Source organism: Calothrix sp. NIES-3974, from assembly GCF_002368395.1.
Lineage (GTDB): Bacteria > Cyanobacteriota > Cyanobacteriia > Cyanobacteriales > Nostocaceae > NIES-3974.
In genome coordinates this window covers 4,855,923-4,876,162 of sequence record NZ_AP018254.1, presented here as the reverse complement: position 1 = coordinate 4,876,162, position 20,240 = coordinate 4,855,923, and the positions used below count along the sequence as shown (strand labels likewise).

The following is a 20,240-nucleotide window of genomic DNA, read 5'->3' as shown; positions in this document are numbered from 1 at the left end:
TTCACAACAATAACACAATTATCTGATGACAAAAGCACAAATATTCAGCTATTAGTCTGATGCTAACAGCCGATAAAAAAATCCAAAACCAAGTTTTTATTTCAACTAACAGTGGATATCGAACTCAGTAGTGGTGAAAAAAATTTATTTTTTTTCGATAAGATATCCCATCAATGTTGAGTAGATTATGAATACATTTTGAGCAAGTAGGGGATAAGCGCTCTCATAATAGATTAATTTTCCTACTACAGACGTAACATATTACGCCTCTACTTAATTAATTGCTTCAAAGTACCCGCTAACTCCTCTGGGTCAATTGGTTTAGATATGTAGCCATCAGCACCTAGCATTGTTCCCCACATTTTATCCACATCACTATTTTTTGTGGAACAAAAAATTATCGGAATATTACTGGTACTGGGATTATTTTTGAGTTCTCGACAAATCTCATAGCCACTTTTACCAGGTAAAATCACATCCAAAAAAATTAAATCCGGTGTTTTTTGAACTAACTGCTCCTGTGCTTCTTCACTACTTTTAGCACTAATGACAGAATGTCCTGCTTGTTGTAAATAACGACAGAGAATTTCCATATCTGTTAAGCCGTCTTCAACAACTAATACAGTACTCATAGGAATCACCTTTTTAATTCTGCAAAATTAAATCAAACTTCATTAACCTGTTCCATCCATGCAAACAAAATTCTGTTTATCTCATTTTGATGCATTCAATCGAGAATAGGCTCAGTGAAAATACTTGGATACTCAATAAAAAATTTACTAACTTTATGAATAAAATTATGATTTCATCCCATTGCAGTTGCTTGTTGGTTAGTACGATTTAAGCCAGATGCAGGTACAGTAATATACTTACGAACTACCCCCATGACCTTATCCGCAGCAACTGGTTTGCTAATAAAATCAGTTGAACCAACTACTTTAGCCCTCACTCGGTCTAACAGACCATCGCTACCAGTTAAAATAATGATTGGTGTATGGGTAAATACGGAAACTCGACGCAACTGGGCGCAAATTTCGTAACCACTGGCAACGGGCATGACTAAATCAAGGAAAATTAAATCAGGCTTATGTTCAATGAGAATGGGTAAAGCCTGTAGGGGGTCTTGAATTTTGATGAATCGAAACCCGTTAGGAGCAAGAATTTGCTCTAGCATTTGGGTCACTTGGGGACTATCATCAACACAAGCAATCAAGGGACCTGATGGAGTGGATTTGATAGGTGTGGCTGAGTTTTTCTTGACTTCACTAATACGTAAAGGAATATCCGGAACTTCAATCAGTTCAATAATTCCCTTGAGGATATAGGGAAGCAAGGAACGGGTAACGGGTAGAATACCCTGCTTCATCCGAAAAGCTAAATCCCGCAGGGTATATTTCCCATTCATCAAAACAACGAAATTTTTATATACAGCTGGACTAACTTGCTGTTGAAGTTGTTCAGGACGGCGTAAAATTGGTGCTGAGTCAGGCAAAAAATTAGCTAAACCTGCTTCTGACCAGTTTTTCCAAGTATCCTGCATATACTTCAGCGACATATCCGCGCTGGTGAAACTCATCGGAGTTTCGAGGATAACATCTTGATTGCGATCGCAGGTGATGGGATTAAAGTTAGTGCTTTGGGCTAGGTCAAATAATAGTTCAGTAATTGTACTCTCGACAATTGAGTTAATTTGTTCGCGACGAACCTTTTGCCGATCATGCAATGTTTCCAGCAATCGATAATCCCAATAGTCAATTTCCGCATCGGAGGGTTGTAACTGGATTTTTTCCACGTCAATATCTGGACAAAATTGTGCCATATTTCTGCGCCATCGTCGAAAGGGGTGCTTTCCACCAGTAGCCCAGACAATTCTACCCAATCGGTAATAAAAAGCCCATCTATCGCCTTTAGCAGTTCTAATATCCAGTTTGCCACTGTACTGTAGCCGGGTACAGACTTTAAACTCCTCTATTAAATTATTTGATACCATCAAGTCTGGATGGATCATTCCTCGTATCCTTATGTTGAATAAAAAGTCAGTGTTTTTGCCTGGTGAAATTCAGGTGTGATTTGTGTGTGAGTAGTCCCTGTACAATGATGTATATCTAATGAGAATCCATCCGGATTTAGTTTTGAGGGAATGAATTCTGTTTATATCTCGCAATAAGATACATTTTTAGCAATGATTCAAAATAGCAATCACGGGAAATCAGCTTGCTATTACTCCTCCAAACTCGGTCAATCACCTCAAATAGGGAAGTAGCGCATACTTCCTGATCCAAAGCTATTTAACTTAACTTTTAAACATCACCTCAATGTATGGCTGGTGTTTATGTAGAATGAGAGTTACTTATATTTATATCCAGTATTACGTTTTCAGGGTTTTAACTCAATCCGTGAAAATCCTGATTTTGATTTCACAGAAGCTTTAGAGTTGATTTGGTAATCTATGCCTTAATATCAAAGGTATTTTTTTTACTTTTGACTCACCTCAATCAAGGCTTTGACCTCGCCAATATCTATCAACATCGCATGTATTTAGTGTTTGCGATCGCTATCTCCTAAATTTTAATATTACTTTCGGATTTGTTTAATCAACTAATTATAAATCCTTAGCCTAGTGCGGTTATCTTGAGTTTAGATTTTTTGTAAAGTTTTGTTTCTATTTCGCTGTTCCGAGCCTGAATGTCCATTCTGATGGTAATCGTAACATGCCTAATCAAAAATCTAGAGTCAAGAATTTTTTATTTGTCTTCTTCGGTACATTGTTATTTATTACTGGTCTTTGGGCTGCTGATTTTTTTTGGTTTTCACCGATTAATACATCCCAAACATCTCCAAGTAATATATTTCCTTGGCAGACCCCTGAACCAGTATTGAGTTTAGCAGAAATTTGTGACAAATATCAAAGCCTTGATAAAAATATAACCATCGCCAATAATCAATCTTTAGCAGCTTCCCCCCTAGTATTTACTAGCTCCCAATTTCCGGAAAAATTTACCCTGAATACTCAAACTTTTCCGTTAATTAGTGAAGCTGCGAGTAAAGCAAAAGTACCGATTTTGATGTATCATGATATCCTTTCCAAAAAGGAAGTCTTTTTTGATGTCACACCCACTGAACTAGAGAATCACTTTGAACTAATTAAATCTCAGCAAGCTACACCCATTAGCTTGAACCAATTAATTATCCACCTACGCACAGGTATTCCCCTACCGAAAAAGCCGATTTTACTTTCCTTTGATGATGGTTATGGTGGTCATTATGAGTACGTCTACCCCCTCCTAAAAAAATATAATTATCCGGCAGTATTTTCGATTGCAACTCGCTATGTCGGTGACAACACTGGACGTACCCATGTCAGTTGGGAAGACTTAAAAATAATGGCTGCTGACCCCTTGGTGACGATAGCATCCCACAGTGTCAACCATCCTGCGGATTTAACAAAGTTATCTGAGCAAGATTTAACTACGGAAATTATTGAATCAAAGCGGGTACTGGAGTCTAAATTAGGTATACCCATTCACTATTTCACCTATCCAGCCGGAAAACATAATGATAAGGTTAAGGAATTGGTGCAAAATGCTGGTTATATTGCAGCCCTATCAATGGATGATGCCAAGGAAATATTTGCTGGGGAGTCGGTAGATTTATTTGCCATTGGTAGGTTTGGTCAGTCCCAAATTCAAAAAGTTCTGCCCCAAGCCAACGGTGGTGCAAATTTACCCTTGTGTGGACTGGATTTTCAAGCCGATATTCGTAAGGAAGAAAAGAAAATTGAGGGTATTTCCTTTGTGTTTGTCTCCGGTGGGAAACCAGTCACAATTCACGCCGATAGTCGCTACCAAATAGAAGATATTGTTAAAGGGACAGGTGCAGTTGCGGCGGTGGATGGGACTTTTTTCTCCCTTAAAAGCCTCAATTCTAATATTATGATTGGACCAGTTCTAAGCAAGATTGGTCACGGTTTTATTCCCGGTTATCGGGGGGAAATTCCCAAACTCAAAGGTCGTCCTCTAGTCTTAATCAACGACAAGACAGTGAAATTTGTACCCTTTGATCCGGATAAACATAATACCCTGACGGGAATTCAGGCAGAAATGAATCCGGTCAATGATATTTTTGTGGCCGCAGCGTGGTTAGTTCGGGATGGTCAACCCCAACCAGCGAAATCTTTTAATAACTTATATGGTTTTGATGCGAAACGTTATCGGGCTTTTTGGGGGATTAATCAGGATGGACAACCAGAAATCGGTATTAGCCGAGATAATGTTGATTCGATTCAATTGGGTAAAATCTTAGCCGAGGAAGGCTTTGTCGAAGCTGTGATGTTAGATTCCGGTGATAGTACATCCCTGGTTTATCAAGGTAAAAGTATGTCTAGGTATCGTCCTCGTCCTGTTCCCCATGCAGTGGCTTTATTTCCGAATCAGGTAAAGACGACCCGTGGGATGTAGAGACGACCCGTGGGATGTAGAGACGACCCGTCGGGTCGTCTCTACTGTCAACCGCCAAAAATCCCCATTTCTCAATTTAATGATTAATAATATTAACTAATGCCTGTTCCAATCTTGCTAAACCTTCATTAATATCGGCAGCAGTAACTACTAGGGGGGGGACAAAGCGAACGACTTTCGGTCCTGCGGGAACTAGGAGTAATCCTTGCTCCATTGCGGCTTTGGCGACATCTGCGGCGGTATAGGGAATATCAGGACTAAGTTCCATTCCGTTAATTAATCCCCAACCCCGTACATCTATAACGATGTGGGGGTATTTGGCTGCAAGTAGTCGCAGTCCCTGACGTAGCTGTTCTCCCCGATTGACCACGTTTGTGAGAATATCTTCCCGTTCTAGGGTTTGGCAAACACTTAAAGCCACACCACAGGCGAAGGGATTGCCCCCAAAGGTGCTAGCATGTTCCCCTGGCTGGAATACATCACAGAATTTTTTGGCTAGCATTGCACCGATGGGAATTCCTCCTCCCAACCCTTTGGCGCTAGTGAAAATATCAGGTTCTACTCCTAAAGTTTCGTATCCCCATAGTTTTCCTGTGCGTCCCATTCCCACTTGTACTTCGTCAAATATCAACAAAATTCCCGTTTCATCACAAATTTGCCGCAGTTTTTGGAAATATGCAATGTCCCCCGGTCTCACCCCTCCTTCTCCTTGTAGGGGTTCCAATAAAATTGCACCGACGCGATAATTTCCTTCATCCAGTTCGCTGACGGCTGCTTCCACGGCATTGATATCGTTGTAGGGTACGTAGTGGAAACCAGGAACTAGGGGATCAAAATATTTTTGGTATTTTGGTTGGGCTGTGGCGGTAATTGTGGCTAAAGTTCGTCCGTGAAAACTGGCATGGGCTGTTAGAATAATTGGGTGTTCGATTTCCAGGACTGTATGGGCATATTTACGGGCGAGTTTGATGGCTGCTTCGTTAGCTTCTGCACCGGAATTACAGAAAAACACCCGGTCTGCACAGGAGTGGGAAACTAGCCAATTAGCCAGTTCTCCTTGTTCGGGAATGTAGTACAAATTAGAAACGTGATGCAGTTTCTGAATTTGTTGGGTGACACTCTCAATCATCGCTGGATGGGCATGACCAAGGGTACAGGTGGCAATCCCAGCGACAAAATCGAGATATTCTCGCCCTTGTGTATCCCAAACTCGGCAACCTAGACCTTTTTCGAGGGCGATTGGAAATCGGGCATAGGTTGACATCACGGCAGCATCAAATTGATTCTGGTCAAATTGATGTGATGTGTTGCTCCCTAATTGTCCATTGGTGGTTGTTAGCGTTTCGATGCTCACTGCCTAACTCCTAAAGATGTTTTGATCTTACTGTGGTTTTTAGCTGTATGTCACCCATCAAACATAACTTGGCTATTTGTTTGTTATGATACTTTGTTCCTGCATGTCTCGGAAATAGCATTATCTTTTTGTCATCCTCATCCTGGTTATAAAATGTAATCCTAATGCGTAGATTGTTTCGACGACGACGACCTACCCGAAGACGGCGTAATACCTATTCTATTCTCGAACAAAAGTACTATAGAATTCAGACAGAACTGATGGCGGGTGCGATCGCATTAGCGGTGGTATTTATCATTGGGACGTTGTGGTATAGCCTAGTTGAGGGCTGGTCTTGGCAAGATGCGGCCTATATGACAATTATTACCCTGGCAACGGTGGGATATGGGGAAACTCGACCGTTGGAAAATCGGGGGAGGTTATTTACCATTGCTTTAATTTTGATGGGTTTGGTTAGTATTGGTTACATTGTGAATCGTTTTACCGAAGCCATTATTCAAGGGTATTTTCAAGAAGGTATTAAACTACGACAATTACGGCGACTAATGGACTCCCTTATTGGACATTATATCATTTGTGGCTTTAGTCGCACCGGGCGACAGATTGCCAAGGAGTTTTGGGCTGAAGGTGTGCCATTTGTAATTATTGATGCGGAAGTTGAGTCGGTACGGATGGCCCAGATGGAGGGGTATAATGTGTATTTGGGTGATGCAACTTTGGATGAAAGTTTGCTGGAGGTTGGGGTTGAACGGGCGAATTGTATTGTGGCGGCTTTACCTTCGGATGCAGAAAATTTATACATTATTATTTCCGCAAAAACCCTGAATCCCCAGATTCGCGTCATTGCCCGTGCGAGTACGGAGGAGGGTTTGCAAAAGTTGCAGCGTGGGGGTGCGGATGTGGTAATTTCACCCTATATTACAGGGGGAAAACGGATGGCTGCTGCGGCTTTACGTCCCCAGGTGATGGATTTTGTGGATGGGATTATTTCCGGGAATGACCGTCAGCTGTATATGGAAGAGTTGCTAATTGAACCGGGAACCTGTGCTTTTGTGGGGGAGACTTTACAAAAAGCGGAATTGCGATCGCAGACTGGAGCTTTGGTTTTGGCAATTCGTCGCGCTGATGGCACATTGATTGGCGCACCAACTGGCGATACGCTGTTAATGGCGGGAGATATCCTGATTTGTATGGGAACTGCGGAACAATTGCGGAATTTAAACCAAATTTTAAGTCCGATTACATCGAAGCAAATTCGTCGTCCCCGTAGTTGATAATCTCAGTATACCTAATTTGGGAGCAATCCTCTAGAGTTAGTCTCGTGTTCCCGACTTCTTTAATGTTTCCCTGAACTGACCGTATGCGATCGCAATTGCCACTTCTATCTAGCCATCGTTTGATTTTAAGGATGGCAAATCATGAAGATATTCAACGCATTATTAGCTATTTTAGTCATAATAAAACCTATCTGACTCCCTATTATCCATTGTGGGAGGATGGTTTTTTTTCTGAAGAATATTGGCGGTTACAGGTGGAAACTAATTTACATGAACTGGTAAATGACCGTTCCCTACGACTATTCATGTTTCCCAAGGAAAATTTAGATATTATTATTGGTACAATTAATTTTAATAATTTTGTCAGGGGTGCAGCCCAATACTGTCATGTGGGATATAGTTTAGCGCAAACATGGCAAGGTCAAGGATATATGCTTGAGGGTTTAAGTTTGGCGGTGAATTATGTATTTCAGCAACTAAAAATGCACCGAATTATGGCCTGTTATATGCCCCATAATCAGCGCAGTGGTAATTTATTAAAAAAATTAGGGTTTGTAGTGGAGGGCTATGCTCGAGATTATTTATTAATTAATGGCAAATGGGAAGACCATATTTTAACTAGTTTAATTAATCCCCATTATCCAAATTAATTCGTCTTTTTTTATACCGATTCTAAAAACGGTTCGACGTAGCTCCCACCTTAAAATGTTTGCAATATGTCCAGAATATAAGACGTAGCATTACTACGTCTCTGCATCGACAAAATTTATCCTTCGCCTTCTTTTTGCAAATTGGTATAACCCATAGCCGCAAATTGTTGCCAACAAAGATACATTGCTCTGGGAACATGAAAGCAGCCTTTCCATTTTCCACCCTTGAGGTTTAATAATACCTCTCCCCGTCGATTCAAATAACCAAACCACTCCCCATATTGCTGATCAGCAAAGTGTGACCAGGTATATTCATGAACTTTTTTGTACCATTCCCAACAAGCTTCTCTCTGGGTAAGTCGATATCCCATTGCTAAAGCCACCAAAGTCTCTAAATGTACCCACCATAATTTTTGATCCCATTCTAATTGCTGAGGTGGGTATCCTTGAACATCGAGAAAATAATATAAACCACCATATTCTTGGTCCCAAGCAAAATTTAGAGTATTTAAAACCACATCCACCGCTTGATTAATTATCTGTAAATTGCCGCGACGATGGGCAATATCCATAATAAACCACATCGCTTCAATTCCATGTCCGGGATTAATTAATCTGCCATCAAAACAATCTATCGGGGAACCATCGGGTGCAACATTTTCCCGCATTAAACCCCTTTCTTGATCCAGAAAATCGCCCATTACTTCTTGAACAGTTGCTGCTAATACCTGTTCTAAGGTCTCCCTTGCTAGCAACCATTCCATTTCTAAAGTCAAATTAGCTAATATCATTGGTACTGCTAATGACTTCATCGGACGCGTACCAGGATAGGCTTTTGTGTATTTTCCTTTCGGATTATCCTGACGACGCAAAACATTATGATAGGCTTGAAGCGCAACTTCTTTTGCCCATTCTAAACCACTAATTTGGGCATACCGACTAAATGCCATTGCCGCAAAACAATCGGAAAAAATATTGTAGGGTTGTACCAATGGTTGTCCGTTGCGATTGAGGGCGAAATACCAATTACCTTCGCGATCGCGTCCATTTTCCGCCAAAAACTCTGCTCCCTGTTGTGCTATTTGCAACCAATTTTCCTGGGGTTCAATTTGCTGGTAAAAACTGGAAAATGTCCACAATTGACGATTTTGTAACCAAATAAATTTGTCTGTATCATACACTTTACCTGTGCGGTCGAGACAGGTAAAATATCCCCCTTGTTCCCAATCTACTGAGTAATTCTCCCAGAAAGGAATAACGTTATCCAGCAGGGTATTTTTGTACAGTCGCGCTAATTCAGAGAATTCGTACCCCATCATTATGATTTTCACTCTTGTTGATGGGGTACATTATCACCTGTAGACAGTCTGACAACAAGTAATTTAATCTACACCAACCATGACATCGGTGGACTTTATGACTGCATAGGCTTCTTTTCCAACTGTTAAACCTAGTGATTGGGCTGAATCTTTAGTAATCACGGCAGTAAGTTCGATTCCTGGTGTTAGTTCTAACACAACTTCTGTACTCACAACTCCAGGCATAATTTTCTTGACTTTGCCTTTGATGGTATTACGAGCGCTCAGTTTCATTTCTTTTTGCGTATAGTAAAATTCACTCCAAATCATATCAACGATTATTAGGAATAGGAAATTATTTTCATAAATAATTAATGATTCTTTCTGGAAATGCAAGGGAGCGGGAAGTTGTGAGGAGGGATTAGGGAATAGAGAAATTATTTTTGATTAGGTCTATTATTTTGGATATCATCTAGTTGTTTCTCTGTTCTTTGATGGGGGTTAATTCTCGGTCTCCAAACAGGAAATAATCCAATGACTAATTGATTAATTGTATTGCGAGTTTGTAAGCTGTAGGTGCTGAATGGTTTTGGCAAAAAGCTGTCTCCAAAGCCAATAAAGATGAGTACAGCAATAATAGTAATTGTCAAATTAACTTTGTGTATCATATTAATCAAGGGATAGGGAAAATTGAATATTGTGAAAGAAATAGAAAAAAGCTTTTACTTAACCTGATGGGAAAACTCTTGATATTGACACTATCTACAAAAACGAGTATAAAAGGATGCTAGTAAAAATTACTTGTTTTTGGTAAGTAGGTGGGTGGTAAAAATTGTCGTTGAGATTAGGGAGAGGCGCAATATTTCGCATCTGTACGGTAAGGCTTTGACAAGTTTTAAAAATAAGGTTTTAAGCGATTTACACTTTCTCATCTAGCTGCGCTTTGGTCACCTACTAAATAAACTAAATAAACATTGTATTAATCAATGATACTGCTCTCAGGATATGAAGGATTTGCCAAACTGGAAATTTAAACATATAAATAATTTCAAAAGAAATTGCTTGGTATTAACTTTTTCACCATAGGAGATGGAAAATGAATTTAGATAATAAGCAAATTAGGTTCTTGACTGGAAAATTTGTTTTTTTACTGTTTGTCTGTATATTTGGCATTAATGATATTTCAGCTACAGCGCAAGTGAAAAGCGAATTTTTACCGTTTTTTGACAATGAAGATAACCCCGTTCCTGTGGGATTTCCCCAAGGTCAACAACTTGATATTTCTCCCCTTCCCCCCCAATTAAATAAATTTGATCAAGAAGTTTTAAATGCATGTGGAGCAATCGGAACCAAAGTCAACCCCGAAAAATTCAAGCAATTAATGCGATCGCATCCAGAAGTCCTGGAAAAATTACAAGCAGTTACGGGGGGAGAACTACGTCCAGGAAGGAGGGGAAAATCTGATTTTATCCAGGATTTAACCAATATCTGGTTTCGTGGTAAAGGTTTTGAACATGTCTTTTGCGGAGAAATCAACAGTCCGACAAAAATCGGTGGTTTACACTTCTACGGTCGCTACCTACAGTTACAAAATCAAGGAATCGCTGGTCGTCTTCCCAATAATGATAGTAAACAGGAAGTGGTTCCAGGAGTAATCTACACTATGGGGATATCCATTAATGATGGCAAAGTTCGAGCAGTAGATACCCTGAAGGGATATGGGTATTTGAGTAATGCGGAAGAATTATTAATCGATGCAACCCGTATATTTAAACTCCAAAGAAATAATGAAGGTGCTTGTATTTTTAATATCAAAGATGCTGAAACTGGAAAGACTTTTCCATCGGTTTTTGTCCGTCGCAATCAAGCAATTATCACCTTTTATCCCGATGCAACACCTCGCGGGAAAAAATGTATCGGTTCTCGTTGAACTCTCCATGCTAATTGTGGATCAGTTAGTATTGATTAGGACTTACGCAATCACGGGAGCAGTTACATCATTGCAACGTTAGGTAGACGCGCAGCAACTTCTTCCAAAGTAGCAATCTCAAAGTCTTGTTTGATCGTAATCAGTGCATAAGTCCTATTGATGAGACAAACCCGTCAACCTTGAGCGAATAACTTATAATAAGTCAGTGAGGAGTTAGGATATGAAATACCAAAACTTTTTGACCGCGACGATTTGCGCCGGATTTGTATCAAGTTTAACAATGACTACCCAACCTGCCGCAGCCCAAGTTGCCTATGGTAGTTACGTCGGTGTGGGTCCAACCGTAGGTGTTACCGATGGTGTACAGGTGGGAGGTGTAGTTGCAGCACGCTATCGATTACTGAAAGCTCCTGTATCATTTCGCGCCCAGGCTTTAGTTGGTAGAAATACAGCCGTTGTCCCCACCGTTTCCTATGATTTACCATTGAATTGGCAAACTGATGCCTACTTAGGTGCAGGATTAGTATTAGCTAGTGGTGATGAATCCTCCCCAGTTGGTAACAAAATTAGCTTTGCCCTACAACCGGGTGTGGATTACGTTGTCCCTAACAGTAATACGGTCATCTTTGGGAATGCGATTATAGCCTTTGATGCTTATCGCGATCGCGGTGGTACAGCTTTGTCTGTTCAAGGCGGTGTCGGCTTAAGATTCTAGAAAATCTCCAGTAGCCTGTCAACTAGCTTTGAAGTTTGTCGAAGTATGGTATTGCGGGTCAAAAAACCCGCATTTGGATGATTTATAATTTCCACAGTCTATTAATTAACTTTTCATTTTCATTAAGAGGTTGTTTGTCAAGTATTAATTATCACTATTTTGACAGACGCGACATGTTGCGTCTCTCCCTGCTCCCAAAAACGATAATTCAAGTATTCAAAATGACTTTTAAAACATCCTCTAAAATGTTTAATACTTGAAGCTCTTTTCTGTCACCTGTCAACCGTCAACCAACCAAAATAGAAATATATTCTGACAGAAAATCCAAAATCCCATTAGGGTATTGTCGTCCAAACTATATGTTTCCCCGAACAAATTGGGTATGATGGCGACAGTGAAGAAAACTCTGACAAAAATGGGTCTAAATGTGTGGTTTCAAAGGTTATTAGCAGCAACTTTTCTTTGTGGACAGGTGTTGCTGCATCTGTTTCGAGGTAAATTTCATCGTCGCAATACCCTCGAACAAATGGCTGTAGTTGGTTCCGACTCCCTGTTTATAGCCCTGATTACTGCAATCTTTGTTGGTGCTGTCTTCACAATTCAAGTTGCACGGGAGTTTATCCACTTTGGTGCTGGAAATGCTGTTGGTGGAGTCCTCGCATTGGCATTAACGCGGGAATTAACACCTGTACTAACGGCGGTAATTATTGCTGGACGTGTTGGTTCGGCTTTTGCTGCGGAAATTGGCACAATGCGGGTCACGGAGCAAATTGACGCGTTGTTGATGTTGCGGACTGACCCAATTGATTATTTAGTAATTCCCCGTGTGATTGCTTGTATGGCAATGCTACCAATTTTGACCATTCTGTCTTTAATTACGGGTGTCATTGGCGGATTAATTATCGCAACGACTAATTACAGCTTACCTCAAGCAATTTTTTTAGATTCAATCCGTAATTTCCTCAATAGCTGGGATATTTATAGTGCAATGATTAAAGCGGTGGTTTTTGGTCTACTGATTGCTGTCATCGGTTGCAATTGGGGATTAACTACGACGGGGGGTGCAAAAGGTGTAGGACAATCAACTACAACTGCGGTTGTGACTTCCTTGCTGATGATATTTATTATTAACTTTTTTCTGTCGGCGATTATGTTTCAAGGTGTGGGTAGCAGTCTTAAATTGTAGTAGATTGCTTAAAAAATATGAACTCCTTGTAAATTTTGCCTTTGAAAGGTTGTTTGTCAAGTATTAATTATCACTATTTTGACTATCGTCCTGACTCTGGAGATGGGGTTATAAAGCTGATTTTTCCTTCGAGAGTACAGACGCGACATGTCGCCTTCTCTTCCTATTCCCAAAAACGATAATTCAAGTATTAAAATCAACTTTTCAAACCTCCTCTGAACTTGTTTGCTAAAACCTTTTTCCACAAGCTTTTAATACGAAAACAATCTACCTCTGAACAATCCCCATCTGCCGTAAATAATGGTATAAAAATTCGTGAGGAATTGTTGGGTTAAACTGCGTTGTAACGCCACTGAATTTAACGCGGGGAAGCCGCGCAACGTAGTGTCTCTGCAAGCGACAATTATTATTAACGATAATCATCCTTCACTGAACTGTATGGGATAATACGGAGTTCAATTTATTTTTAAATCCTACGTAGTACAAAATGTGAAAAAGTGGTTTTTCCTACTCACTACTCTCCACTCCCTACTCCCCATTTACAAGCGAGAAAATAGGGAACAGTAACTAGGTGAATTATTGTGTGGAATTATGTGGTATTTTTCATAAAGCAATATACTCAATCAGCAATCTAATTTACCCGTTTACTCCCTTACGTTTCGGTTGTCGAGGTTGTATCTATGCGATTTGAAGCTCTCGATGCGAGAATGCATGTTTTTGAAACAGCAAATGATTATTGTGTACTTCCAGGTATTTATATTGTTGCACGTTTAAAAGTAAAAAACCTCACCAACTTACTGAGGAAAAACGGTAAATTTAAAACGGTCTATGATGAAGCACTATGCGACATAATGCTGACCACCACTGAGCATTTGATGAACTGTGGTTTAAATATTACCTATGCCCATTATCAAACGGACGAAATTTCTTTACTTTTAGCTTTTGAAGAATACGGTTTTGCACGACAAACAATTCCCATAATTTCAACTTTAGTGAGTGAAGCTAGTGTGAAATTATCTTTTCTGTTGAATGAAATAGCCTGCTTTGAAGGTCGTATCTCCCAACTTCCTAATTTAAATGAGGTAGTTAATTATTTTCAATGGCGTAGTGAATATAGCCAACGTCAAGCTTTATATGCCCATTGTTTGTTAGCTTTACAACGGGAAGGTAAAACTAGTGTACAAGCCAATCGGATTTTAGAAGGCTTAGGATTTTCCGAGCGGAAAAAACTTTTGTTAGAAAAGGGTTTGAATTTTTATTATGTGCCAACTTGGCAAAAACAGGGTGTTGGTTTATACTGGCAGACTTACCATAAGCTGACGAACTATCAAGGGGAAAATACACCTTTGAAAACGCGGAGAATTAGACGGGATTTTGATTTACCGATGCTTGATGCTTATACGAGTTTTTTAGTGAATTTGATTAAACAAAATCAAGATATTGGTAAAAAATTATCTACACGATAAGTCAATACGGTTCATTTAAGGAGAATTGTAGCGACTCAATTCATCAAATATCTAAAAACGACCCATCGGGTCTAGGGAAGACGACCCACCGGGTCGTCTCTACGGAAATCCAAAATCTAAAATCTAAAATCACTGATAACTTGTAGTAATCGTTGAGCTTGTTGGGTGATTCCCGACCAATTTTGATTAGTGATACAATCCTTGGGAAACAACTCACCGCTAATCCCGATTGCGACAGCTCCTGCTTCGAGATAGGCTTTAGCGTTATTGATGGTGACACCACCGGTGGGGATAAGAGGTACTCCCCCCAAAGGAGGACGGATGGCTTGAATATACTGAATACCACCAACAGATTGAACGGGAAAAACCTTTACACTGGAAGCACCATAGCTGTATGCATTCATAATTTCCGTAGGGGTTAGCGCTCCCGAAACAATGGGAACATCCTGGGAAATAGCAGCTTGAATAATTTTGCCATCCACATGGGGTGTAAAAGCGAATTTAGCACCAGCTGCGATCGCATTTTCCAGGTCTTGACAATTGAGGATGGTACCGACACCGATTTGACAATTGGGTAAGTCCGACACCAACTTAGCGATTAAATCACCAGCGCGATCGCTATTCCAGGTAATTTCAATCAATCCCATACCTGCTTCTGCCACAGCATGAGCCATTGCCAATCCAGTGTCAAAATTGGAGACCCGGATAATGGCGATCGCTCGATGTTGATGGAGGAGGGACAACCAATCAGCGTTAATCATGGTTGGGTTTATGGGACTGTATATGTACATGTAGGGTTATCTAAAGTAAATCCTTGCCAATCATAACAGGACGATTAACTTGAATTAGACAGTATTCCTGGGATTGACCGATAATTCTATGGGGTGGGATGGCATCGGCGATCGCTGTTTGCTTGACCCAAGCATAACTATTGTGGGGTAAATCGGTAATATCATGACTACGTTGGCCATGACGGGGGGTATAAAAATTGAGTAAGACTGCGGTTTTGCCTTCAATATTGACGAAGTGGATCGGATGACGTTTTAAAATTTGTACAACAGGGGGTTGGGTGACAAGTTGTTTAATTTGGGGATTGTAATCGTTGAAAAACCCATTGAGACCAGTTGCAGCTAATCCCAACCAAAAGGGGATTAATAAACTTGCCAACCAAATTCGCGACAAGGTGAATTTATCCTCAGAGCAAACGCCTATTTTGTAAACTATCGGTACAATACTTGCAGCAAATCCAAAGGCGATCGCAATTGTTGCGTAGGGACGGATTTCTGGTATTCCCATCACCATCAGAATAATTCCGGCTAAAAAACAAATTATTCCCAATCCTCCCAGACCATAACTAATGTATGTAATTACAGTCATGGGGGATTTTCCTTTGTGTGTGAACCAGATATGGCTTAATTTATCCAAACCGATGGCAGCAAGGAAGGCAATAAAGGGATATAACAGTAAACTATAGTGGGATAAGCGGGTGGAAACCAGGCTCAGTTGAATCAAAAGAACAAGGGGAAAGCCAAGTAAAATTGATTTATAGTTGGAAACGGAGGTGCGAACGCAAATAACACCTCCGAGGATGGCAAATAATCCCCAAGGGAAAGATTTCAAGGGTACATTCCAAAGGTAAAAAAGAATCCCGTTCCCCCCTCGTTCGTTACTTCCTAAGCGAATGGCAAACCCGAATAATTCCTGCAAACTGGCAATTCCGTAATCCTGAAAAGTCAAATACAGCCAAATAAAAGTGGGAATCAACCCTGACACAAAACCTAAATAAATGTAGGGATGGGCAAGAAAATATTGACGCTTTTTACTACTAAGTAAATAGGGTAAAAGGGCAATAATTGGTAAAACCATCATCAAACTGCGTACCAAAAAGCCTAATCCTAAAGCAAATCCAGCACCAAATATTAAAAAGTGACGTTCCTGGGGAATGAATTCGGCTTTTAATAATAAATAAATTGCCAACAAACTCAGAAATACCATCGGTACATCCGGGGTTCCCAACCGACAATATTGTAACCATAAAAATTCTAAACTTAAAATTATTGTTGCCCAAAAAGCCAAACTTTGATTCAAAATAATTCGCCCAATTTCATACACCAAAACCATACTCAGAAAACCCAAAACTAAACTGGGAAATCTGACACTGGTTTCATTAATACCCCCAATGGTATACATCATCGCCATTAACCAATAAAAGCCAGGAGTCTTATGATGGGGAGTTGACCAAGGGTGAATCCAATCACCTGCATCAATCATCATTTTCCCTCGCCATGCATACAAACCCTCATCATGGGCCATTAAACTACTTTGGTCAGAACTAAATAATAATAAGGGCAGTATAAACAAACACAAAATTCCGTAGATAGATACAGACCTGGCGGGGATTTTGTGTCCATCACCTTCGACATATTCTTGCCTAATGGGAAACATATGTATGCACCGAGGAAGATTTCTTGATTTCAGCAGTTTGTTGATAATTTCAATTAAAATATTGTGGGTTGGCCGATACAATTCACAATTAGTGCTGACAAATAAATAATGTTGTTGATTAATCTATGAAATATTTTACACCCTTATAACCCCCAACTCACTGATTTAAGTCCGTGGAAACAGACTTCATCGGAATTTCTCACCCCTTGAATACCCATTAATAAATCGGATTGGGGATTGACTTTTCCCGCGACTAGCGACCCCCTTTGAGGTCTGGTGAGGTTGGCAAATCCTAGGTTTTGAGGGTTTAAATTGAACCTTCATTCGGGATAAATAAATGATGGAAATTTGTCTGAATTTGGACAATAGCCAATCAATTCCCAACTAATGATGGAAAATTAACATATTTTTCGACTGATAATTTACTCTGACTCTATTTTTATGCTGCTCAGACCAGATGAACGTGCCAAACTAGATAGCACCGACGATAAATTATTTTACTCGTTTCCTCGCTTTGTCACCCATGTCGATGATGGTTTCCTGCAACAATTGACTGAACTATATCGACAACGACTGCAACCGAAAATGCACATCTTTGACATGATGAGTAGTTGGGTATCCCATCTACCGGAAGAAATGGTATTCAGTCGGGTTGAGGGACATGGGTTAAACTCCGAGGAACTAGCACGAAATCCCCGCTTAGATAAATACTTTGTCCAAAATTTAAACGAAAACCCCCAACTCCCCTACAGCGATCGCGAATTTGATGCGGTTTTAAACTGTGTGTCTGTCCAATATTTACAGTACCCAGAAGCTGTATTTTCGGAAATTCATCGCATCTTAAAACCCGGAGGAATCGCCATTATCAGTTTCTCCAATCGCATGTTTTATCAAAAGGCAATTCAAGCTTGGCGTGACAGTTCTGAACAACATCGGGTTCAACTAGTCAAAAGTTACTTTACATCGGTTCCAGGTTTTAGCACACCAGAAGTAATTGTCCGTGCATCGCAAACCCCTAACTTCCTACAATGGTTAGGGGGAGGGGGAGACCCATTTTATGCTGTGATTGCCTATCGAGAAAATTAGTCGTGGAGAACTGAGGGGGGAGACAGACGCGATATATCGCATCTCTCCCCAGTACAAACGCGATATATCGCGTCTCTTATTCTTTTTTCATCAACTTTGAGAAAGGCAGTAATAACACGGTAGCCAGTTATATCAAGGGAAAGAGAAAATGTAGAGGAATGAAATGCCTTGTTTTCTTGGTATTTTGCCTCCTGTTGTCGGGAAAATCCGTTCCTGAACCACAGTTGACAGTTCCAATTTCAATATTACTGGATGTCGGAATGTCAAAAGCCGGTGAAGTTAAGTATCTAGTTTTTAAGTTTATTATAAATTGATTATCTTCAGAGATATTTCTTACAGATGCTTACGCCAACCACACTATGTATGTTGCACCTGCCTTGAAGTAAAGTTAATTACTCGTTGCGGGTGTAATTATATATAAATTAGGACTTGTCCACGGACTACCTATCTGCGTTGCTGCTTACTCAAGAAGCAATCTTAAAACTTGCTCCCTTAGTTGTAAGTGCATAAGTCCAATCAAAAAACGTATAATTTATAACTTTACTAACTTGATTTTGAAGTGCATCAAGAGGGATGAACGGTGTGCTGTATTTAGCTGAAGTACAAAAACAAAAAGGTGGTTTGCTCGGTGGTGGGAACAAAGCAGATTTAAAACTGTTAGCCTGTCAACGGAGCGATCAATCATGGAGTTCGGTATCAGAGGAAGTGATTGCCGCAGACGATGCTAGCAAGTTGAGCGATGGGGCTTTAGTGATGGTGGAACTGACACCCCAGCGACAAATTCAACGCATTCAGGAAGCAGGTCGTCCCCTGGTGACAATTTTACAGAATTTTTCCCGACAAATGGAAAAATTCAAAGCCGCAGAGGAAGAAATTGAGGGTTGGAAGCAATCCTTAACTTTCCAAGCTCAGGAATTTAATCGCCGTCAGGAAGAAATGGAGGAACAGATGGCGAGGTTCCAGGCAATGGAACAGGAAATGCAGGAGTTTGAAGCCCACAAACAACAAATCGAGTCTTCCCAGGCTGAAATTGAGGCTCTCCGACAGGAAATTGAGCGTAACCGTCAGGAATTGGAGGGTGCTTGGGAACATTTACGGGGTGAACAACGGCGTTTAGAGGAACTTCAGGCTAAGGGTCAAGGTAGCGGTTTAGACCCAGAACAGGCTCAAAAATTAGGTGAGTTAGTTGAATCTGTAGCGGGTGGTTTGACATCGATTGCGGGGATGCGCGAACAACTTAACTACGGTTTGGAAGTTGTCGAACACCAGCAATCCTGTTTAAATCCCCACTGGGAAATGTTAGCAGTAATCCGTTCGGAAGTTGAACAGCAACAAGCGGATGTGGAATTACGGGAAAAGGAATTGCGCGATCGCCAAAATGAAGTGCAGCAAGCTCAAGCCTTGCTCGATGCGCAAATTGCCGAGTTTAAAGCTAATCATGCCACATTAATCAGTCGGGAAGCCCAAGCTCGGATGTTGAAGGAGCAAATTTATCATCAAGAGGATTTGTATCAGCAAATGAGTTCATTGGCTGCAAGTTCTGGTCAAGCAATTCTTCTCGATGGGGAAATCTTGGCGGCATTAGAATCCATGCCAATAGATGAGCTTGAGCAAAAAGTCAAAGATTTGCAAGAAAAATTAACTATCGATTCCAGTTTTGTGGATGAACAGGAAACGGAGTTAACCTATAAACAAGCGACGATAGAGGAAATTCAACAAAAGCTGAATCAAGCTGCGGATGCAGAAAAACCTTCCTTAGAATCAGAATTAGCGGACGAAAAAGACCATTATCAAATGCTGAATGAAACATTGGTTGGTCAACGTCGTAGTTTGATGCAACGTCAGGAGGAGTTAAATCAGTATCAAGCGATTTTGTGGAGAAGGCAAGGGAAAACCCTGGAAAATCAGAGGGAAAATCAAATAGATTTGCGTCCCTTGTTGACACAAATTGATACATTCCGCCAACAACAGGTTGAGGATTTAGAGGAATTAGAACGGGAACTAGAAAGTCTGCGTAGCAGTGTGGAACTTGCTCAAGGGTTAATGGAAAATCAAATGCAAGCTCAAGCGACTAAACAGCAAGAATTGCAAGATTTGCAAGAAGAGTTTCATCAACTTCAATCCATGCTTCATCAAAAGCAAGTTCGTATTTCTGTTTACGAAGAACTTCTGCAACCAGTTCAGGATGCCTTGGATCGATTGCGTCAATCTTTACAAGTAACCAGTGAAATCTGTGAACAAGTTCAAGCTGGTAGTCATACTCAACTTGACAGCATATCACAAATTCGGGAAGTATTGACTAGCTTGGGAAATCATTGATTTATAAATGCTTGTGTAAAATTAAATAGGGTCTGCTGTAAGTAAAGAAAAAGCTTG

General features: G+C 40.4%; 17 protein-coding genes. 9 read left to right on the top strand and 8 right to left on the bottom strand.

Annotated elements, in window-relative coordinates; genetic code table 11:
* Nucleotides 1-269 precede the first annotated feature (269 nt).
* Both CDC37_RS19620 and CDC37_RS19615 read right to left on the bottom strand, forming a co-directional pair.
* Complete coding sequence (locus CDC37_RS19620) at nt 270-632, bottom strand: response regulator transcription factor (RefSeq protein ID WP_096624342.1); 363 nt, start codon at nt 630-632, stop codon at nt 270-272.
* A 173-nt stretch (nt 633-805) separates the two neighbouring features.
* Nucleotides 806-2,008, bottom strand: coding sequence for a response regulator (locus CDC37_RS19615; protein WP_096624340.1), 1,203 nt, complete (start codon nt 2,006-2,008; stop codon nt 806-808).
* A gap of 703 nt (nt 2,009-2,711) precedes the next feature.
* Here CDC37_RS19615 and CDC37_RS19610 point away from each other — a divergent pair.
* Entirely contained in the window at nt 2,712-4,457 is a 1,746-nt protein-coding gene (locus CDC37_RS19610) for a polysaccharide deacetylase family protein (protein WP_096624338.1), read from the top strand.
* Between the two features lie 76 nt (nt 4,458-4,533).
* Here the strand turns inward: CDC37_RS19610 and CDC37_RS19605 are convergent, their stop codons facing one another.
* Nucleotides 4,534-5,811, bottom strand: coding sequence for an aspartate aminotransferase family protein (locus CDC37_RS19605; protein WP_442861047.1), 1,278 nt, complete (start codon nt 5,809-5,811; stop codon nt 4,534-4,536).
* Nucleotides 5,812-6,071: 260 nt separating this feature from the next.
* On the opposite strand from CDC37_RS19605, the gene CDC37_RS19600 reads away from it, so the two are divergent.
* Nucleotides 6,072-7,085: a potassium channel family protein gene (locus CDC37_RS19600; protein WP_096624336.1), complete on the top strand. Its 1,014-nt coding sequence runs from the start codon at nt 6,072-6,074 to the stop codon at nt 7,083-7,085.
* Nucleotides 7,086-7,171: 86 nt separating this feature from the next.
* The gene (locus CDC37_RS19595; protein ID WP_096624334.1) at nt 7,172-7,738 is read left to right on the top strand and encodes a GNAT family N-acetyltransferase; all 567 of its coding nucleotides are present in this window, start codon (nt 7,172-7,174) and stop codon (nt 7,736-7,738) included.
* Between the two features lie 116 nt (nt 7,739-7,854).
* Here CDC37_RS19595 and CDC37_RS19590 read toward each other — a convergent pair whose 3' ends face one another.
* The 3 genes from CDC37_RS19590 to CDC37_RS19580 all read right to left on the bottom strand — a co-directional run bounded on the left by CDC37_RS19590 (nt 7,855) and on the right by CDC37_RS19580 (nt 9,704).
* Nucleotides 7,855-9,054: an AGE family epimerase/isomerase gene (locus CDC37_RS19590; RefSeq protein WP_096626426.1), complete on the bottom strand. Its 1,200-nt coding sequence runs from the start codon at nt 9,052-9,054 to the stop codon at nt 7,855-7,857.
* A 66-nt stretch (nt 9,055-9,120) separates the two neighbouring features.
* Nucleotides 9,121-9,330 (bottom strand): TOBE domain-containing protein, encoded by a 210-nt coding sequence (locus CDC37_RS19585; protein ID WP_096626424.1) that lies wholly within the window; start codon nt 9,328-9,330, stop codon nt 9,121-9,123.
* 143 nt (nt 9,331-9,473) lie between these two features.
* Nucleotides 9,474-9,704, bottom strand: a complete 231-nt coding sequence (locus CDC37_RS19580) for a hypothetical protein (protein ID WP_096624332.1) — start codon at nt 9,702-9,704, stop codon at nt 9,474-9,476.
* Nucleotides 9,705-10,132: 428 nt separating this feature from the next.
* On the opposite strand from CDC37_RS19580, the gene CDC37_RS19575 reads away from it, so the two are divergent.
* The 4 genes from CDC37_RS19575 to CDC37_RS19560 all read left to right on the top strand — a co-directional run bounded on the left by CDC37_RS19575 (nt 10,133) and on the right by CDC37_RS19560 (nt 14,333).
* The gene (locus CDC37_RS19575; RefSeq protein WP_096624330.1) at nt 10,133-10,966 is read left to right on the top strand and encodes an EndoU domain-containing protein; all 834 of its coding nucleotides are present in this window, start codon (nt 10,133-10,135) and stop codon (nt 10,964-10,966) included.
* Between the two features lie 220 nt (nt 10,967-11,186).
* Nucleotides 11,187-11,681: a hypothetical protein gene (locus CDC37_RS19570; protein WP_096624328.1), complete on the top strand. Its 495-nt coding sequence runs from the start codon at nt 11,187-11,189 to the stop codon at nt 11,679-11,681.
* A 382-nt stretch (nt 11,682-12,063) separates the two neighbouring features.
* Complete coding sequence (locus CDC37_RS19565) at nt 12,064-12,867, top strand: MlaE family lipid ABC transporter permease subunit (protein ID WP_231943116.1); 804 nt, start codon at nt 12,064-12,066, stop codon at nt 12,865-12,867.
* 680 nt (nt 12,868-13,547) lie between these two features.
* Nucleotides 13,548-14,333, top strand: coding sequence for a tRNA(His) guanylyltransferase Thg1 family protein (locus tag CDC37_RS19560; RefSeq protein WP_096624326.1), 786 nt, complete (start codon nt 13,548-13,550; stop codon nt 14,331-14,333).
* Nucleotides 14,334-14,449: 116 nt separating this feature from the next.
* Here CDC37_RS19560 and CDC37_RS19555 read toward each other — a convergent pair whose 3' ends face one another.
* Together CDC37_RS19555 and CDC37_RS19550 are read right to left on the bottom strand one after the other, a co-directional pair.
* Nucleotides 14,450-15,094: a bifunctional 4-hydroxy-2-oxoglutarate aldolase/2-dehydro-3-deoxy-phosphogluconate aldolase gene (locus CDC37_RS19555; RefSeq protein WP_096624324.1), complete on the bottom strand. Its 645-nt coding sequence runs from the start codon at nt 15,092-15,094 to the stop codon at nt 14,450-14,452.
* A 40-nt stretch (nt 15,095-15,134) separates the two neighbouring features.
* The gene (locus CDC37_RS19550) at nt 15,135-16,778 is read right to left on the bottom strand and encodes an ArnT family glycosyltransferase (protein WP_096624322.1); all 1,644 of its coding nucleotides are present in this window, start codon (nt 16,776-16,778) and stop codon (nt 15,135-15,137) included.
* Between the two features lie 441 nt (nt 16,779-17,219).
* Between CDC37_RS19550 and CDC37_RS19545 the strand changes: the two genes are divergently transcribed.
* Both CDC37_RS19545 and hmpF read left to right on the top strand, forming a co-directional pair.
* A complete protein-coding gene (locus tag CDC37_RS19545; protein ID WP_096624320.1) occupies nt 17,220-17,864 on the top strand; it encodes a class I SAM-dependent methyltransferase in 645 nt (214 codons plus the stop codon).
* Nucleotides 17,865-18,446: 582 nt separating this feature from the next.
* The gene (hmpF, locus tag CDC37_RS19540; RefSeq protein WP_096626420.1) at nt 18,447-20,183 is read left to right on the top strand and encodes a pilus motility taxis protein HmpF; all 1,737 of its coding nucleotides are present in this window, start codon (nt 18,447-18,449) and stop codon (nt 20,181-20,183) included.
* The last annotated feature ends 57 nt before the right edge of the window (nt 20,184-20,240 follow it).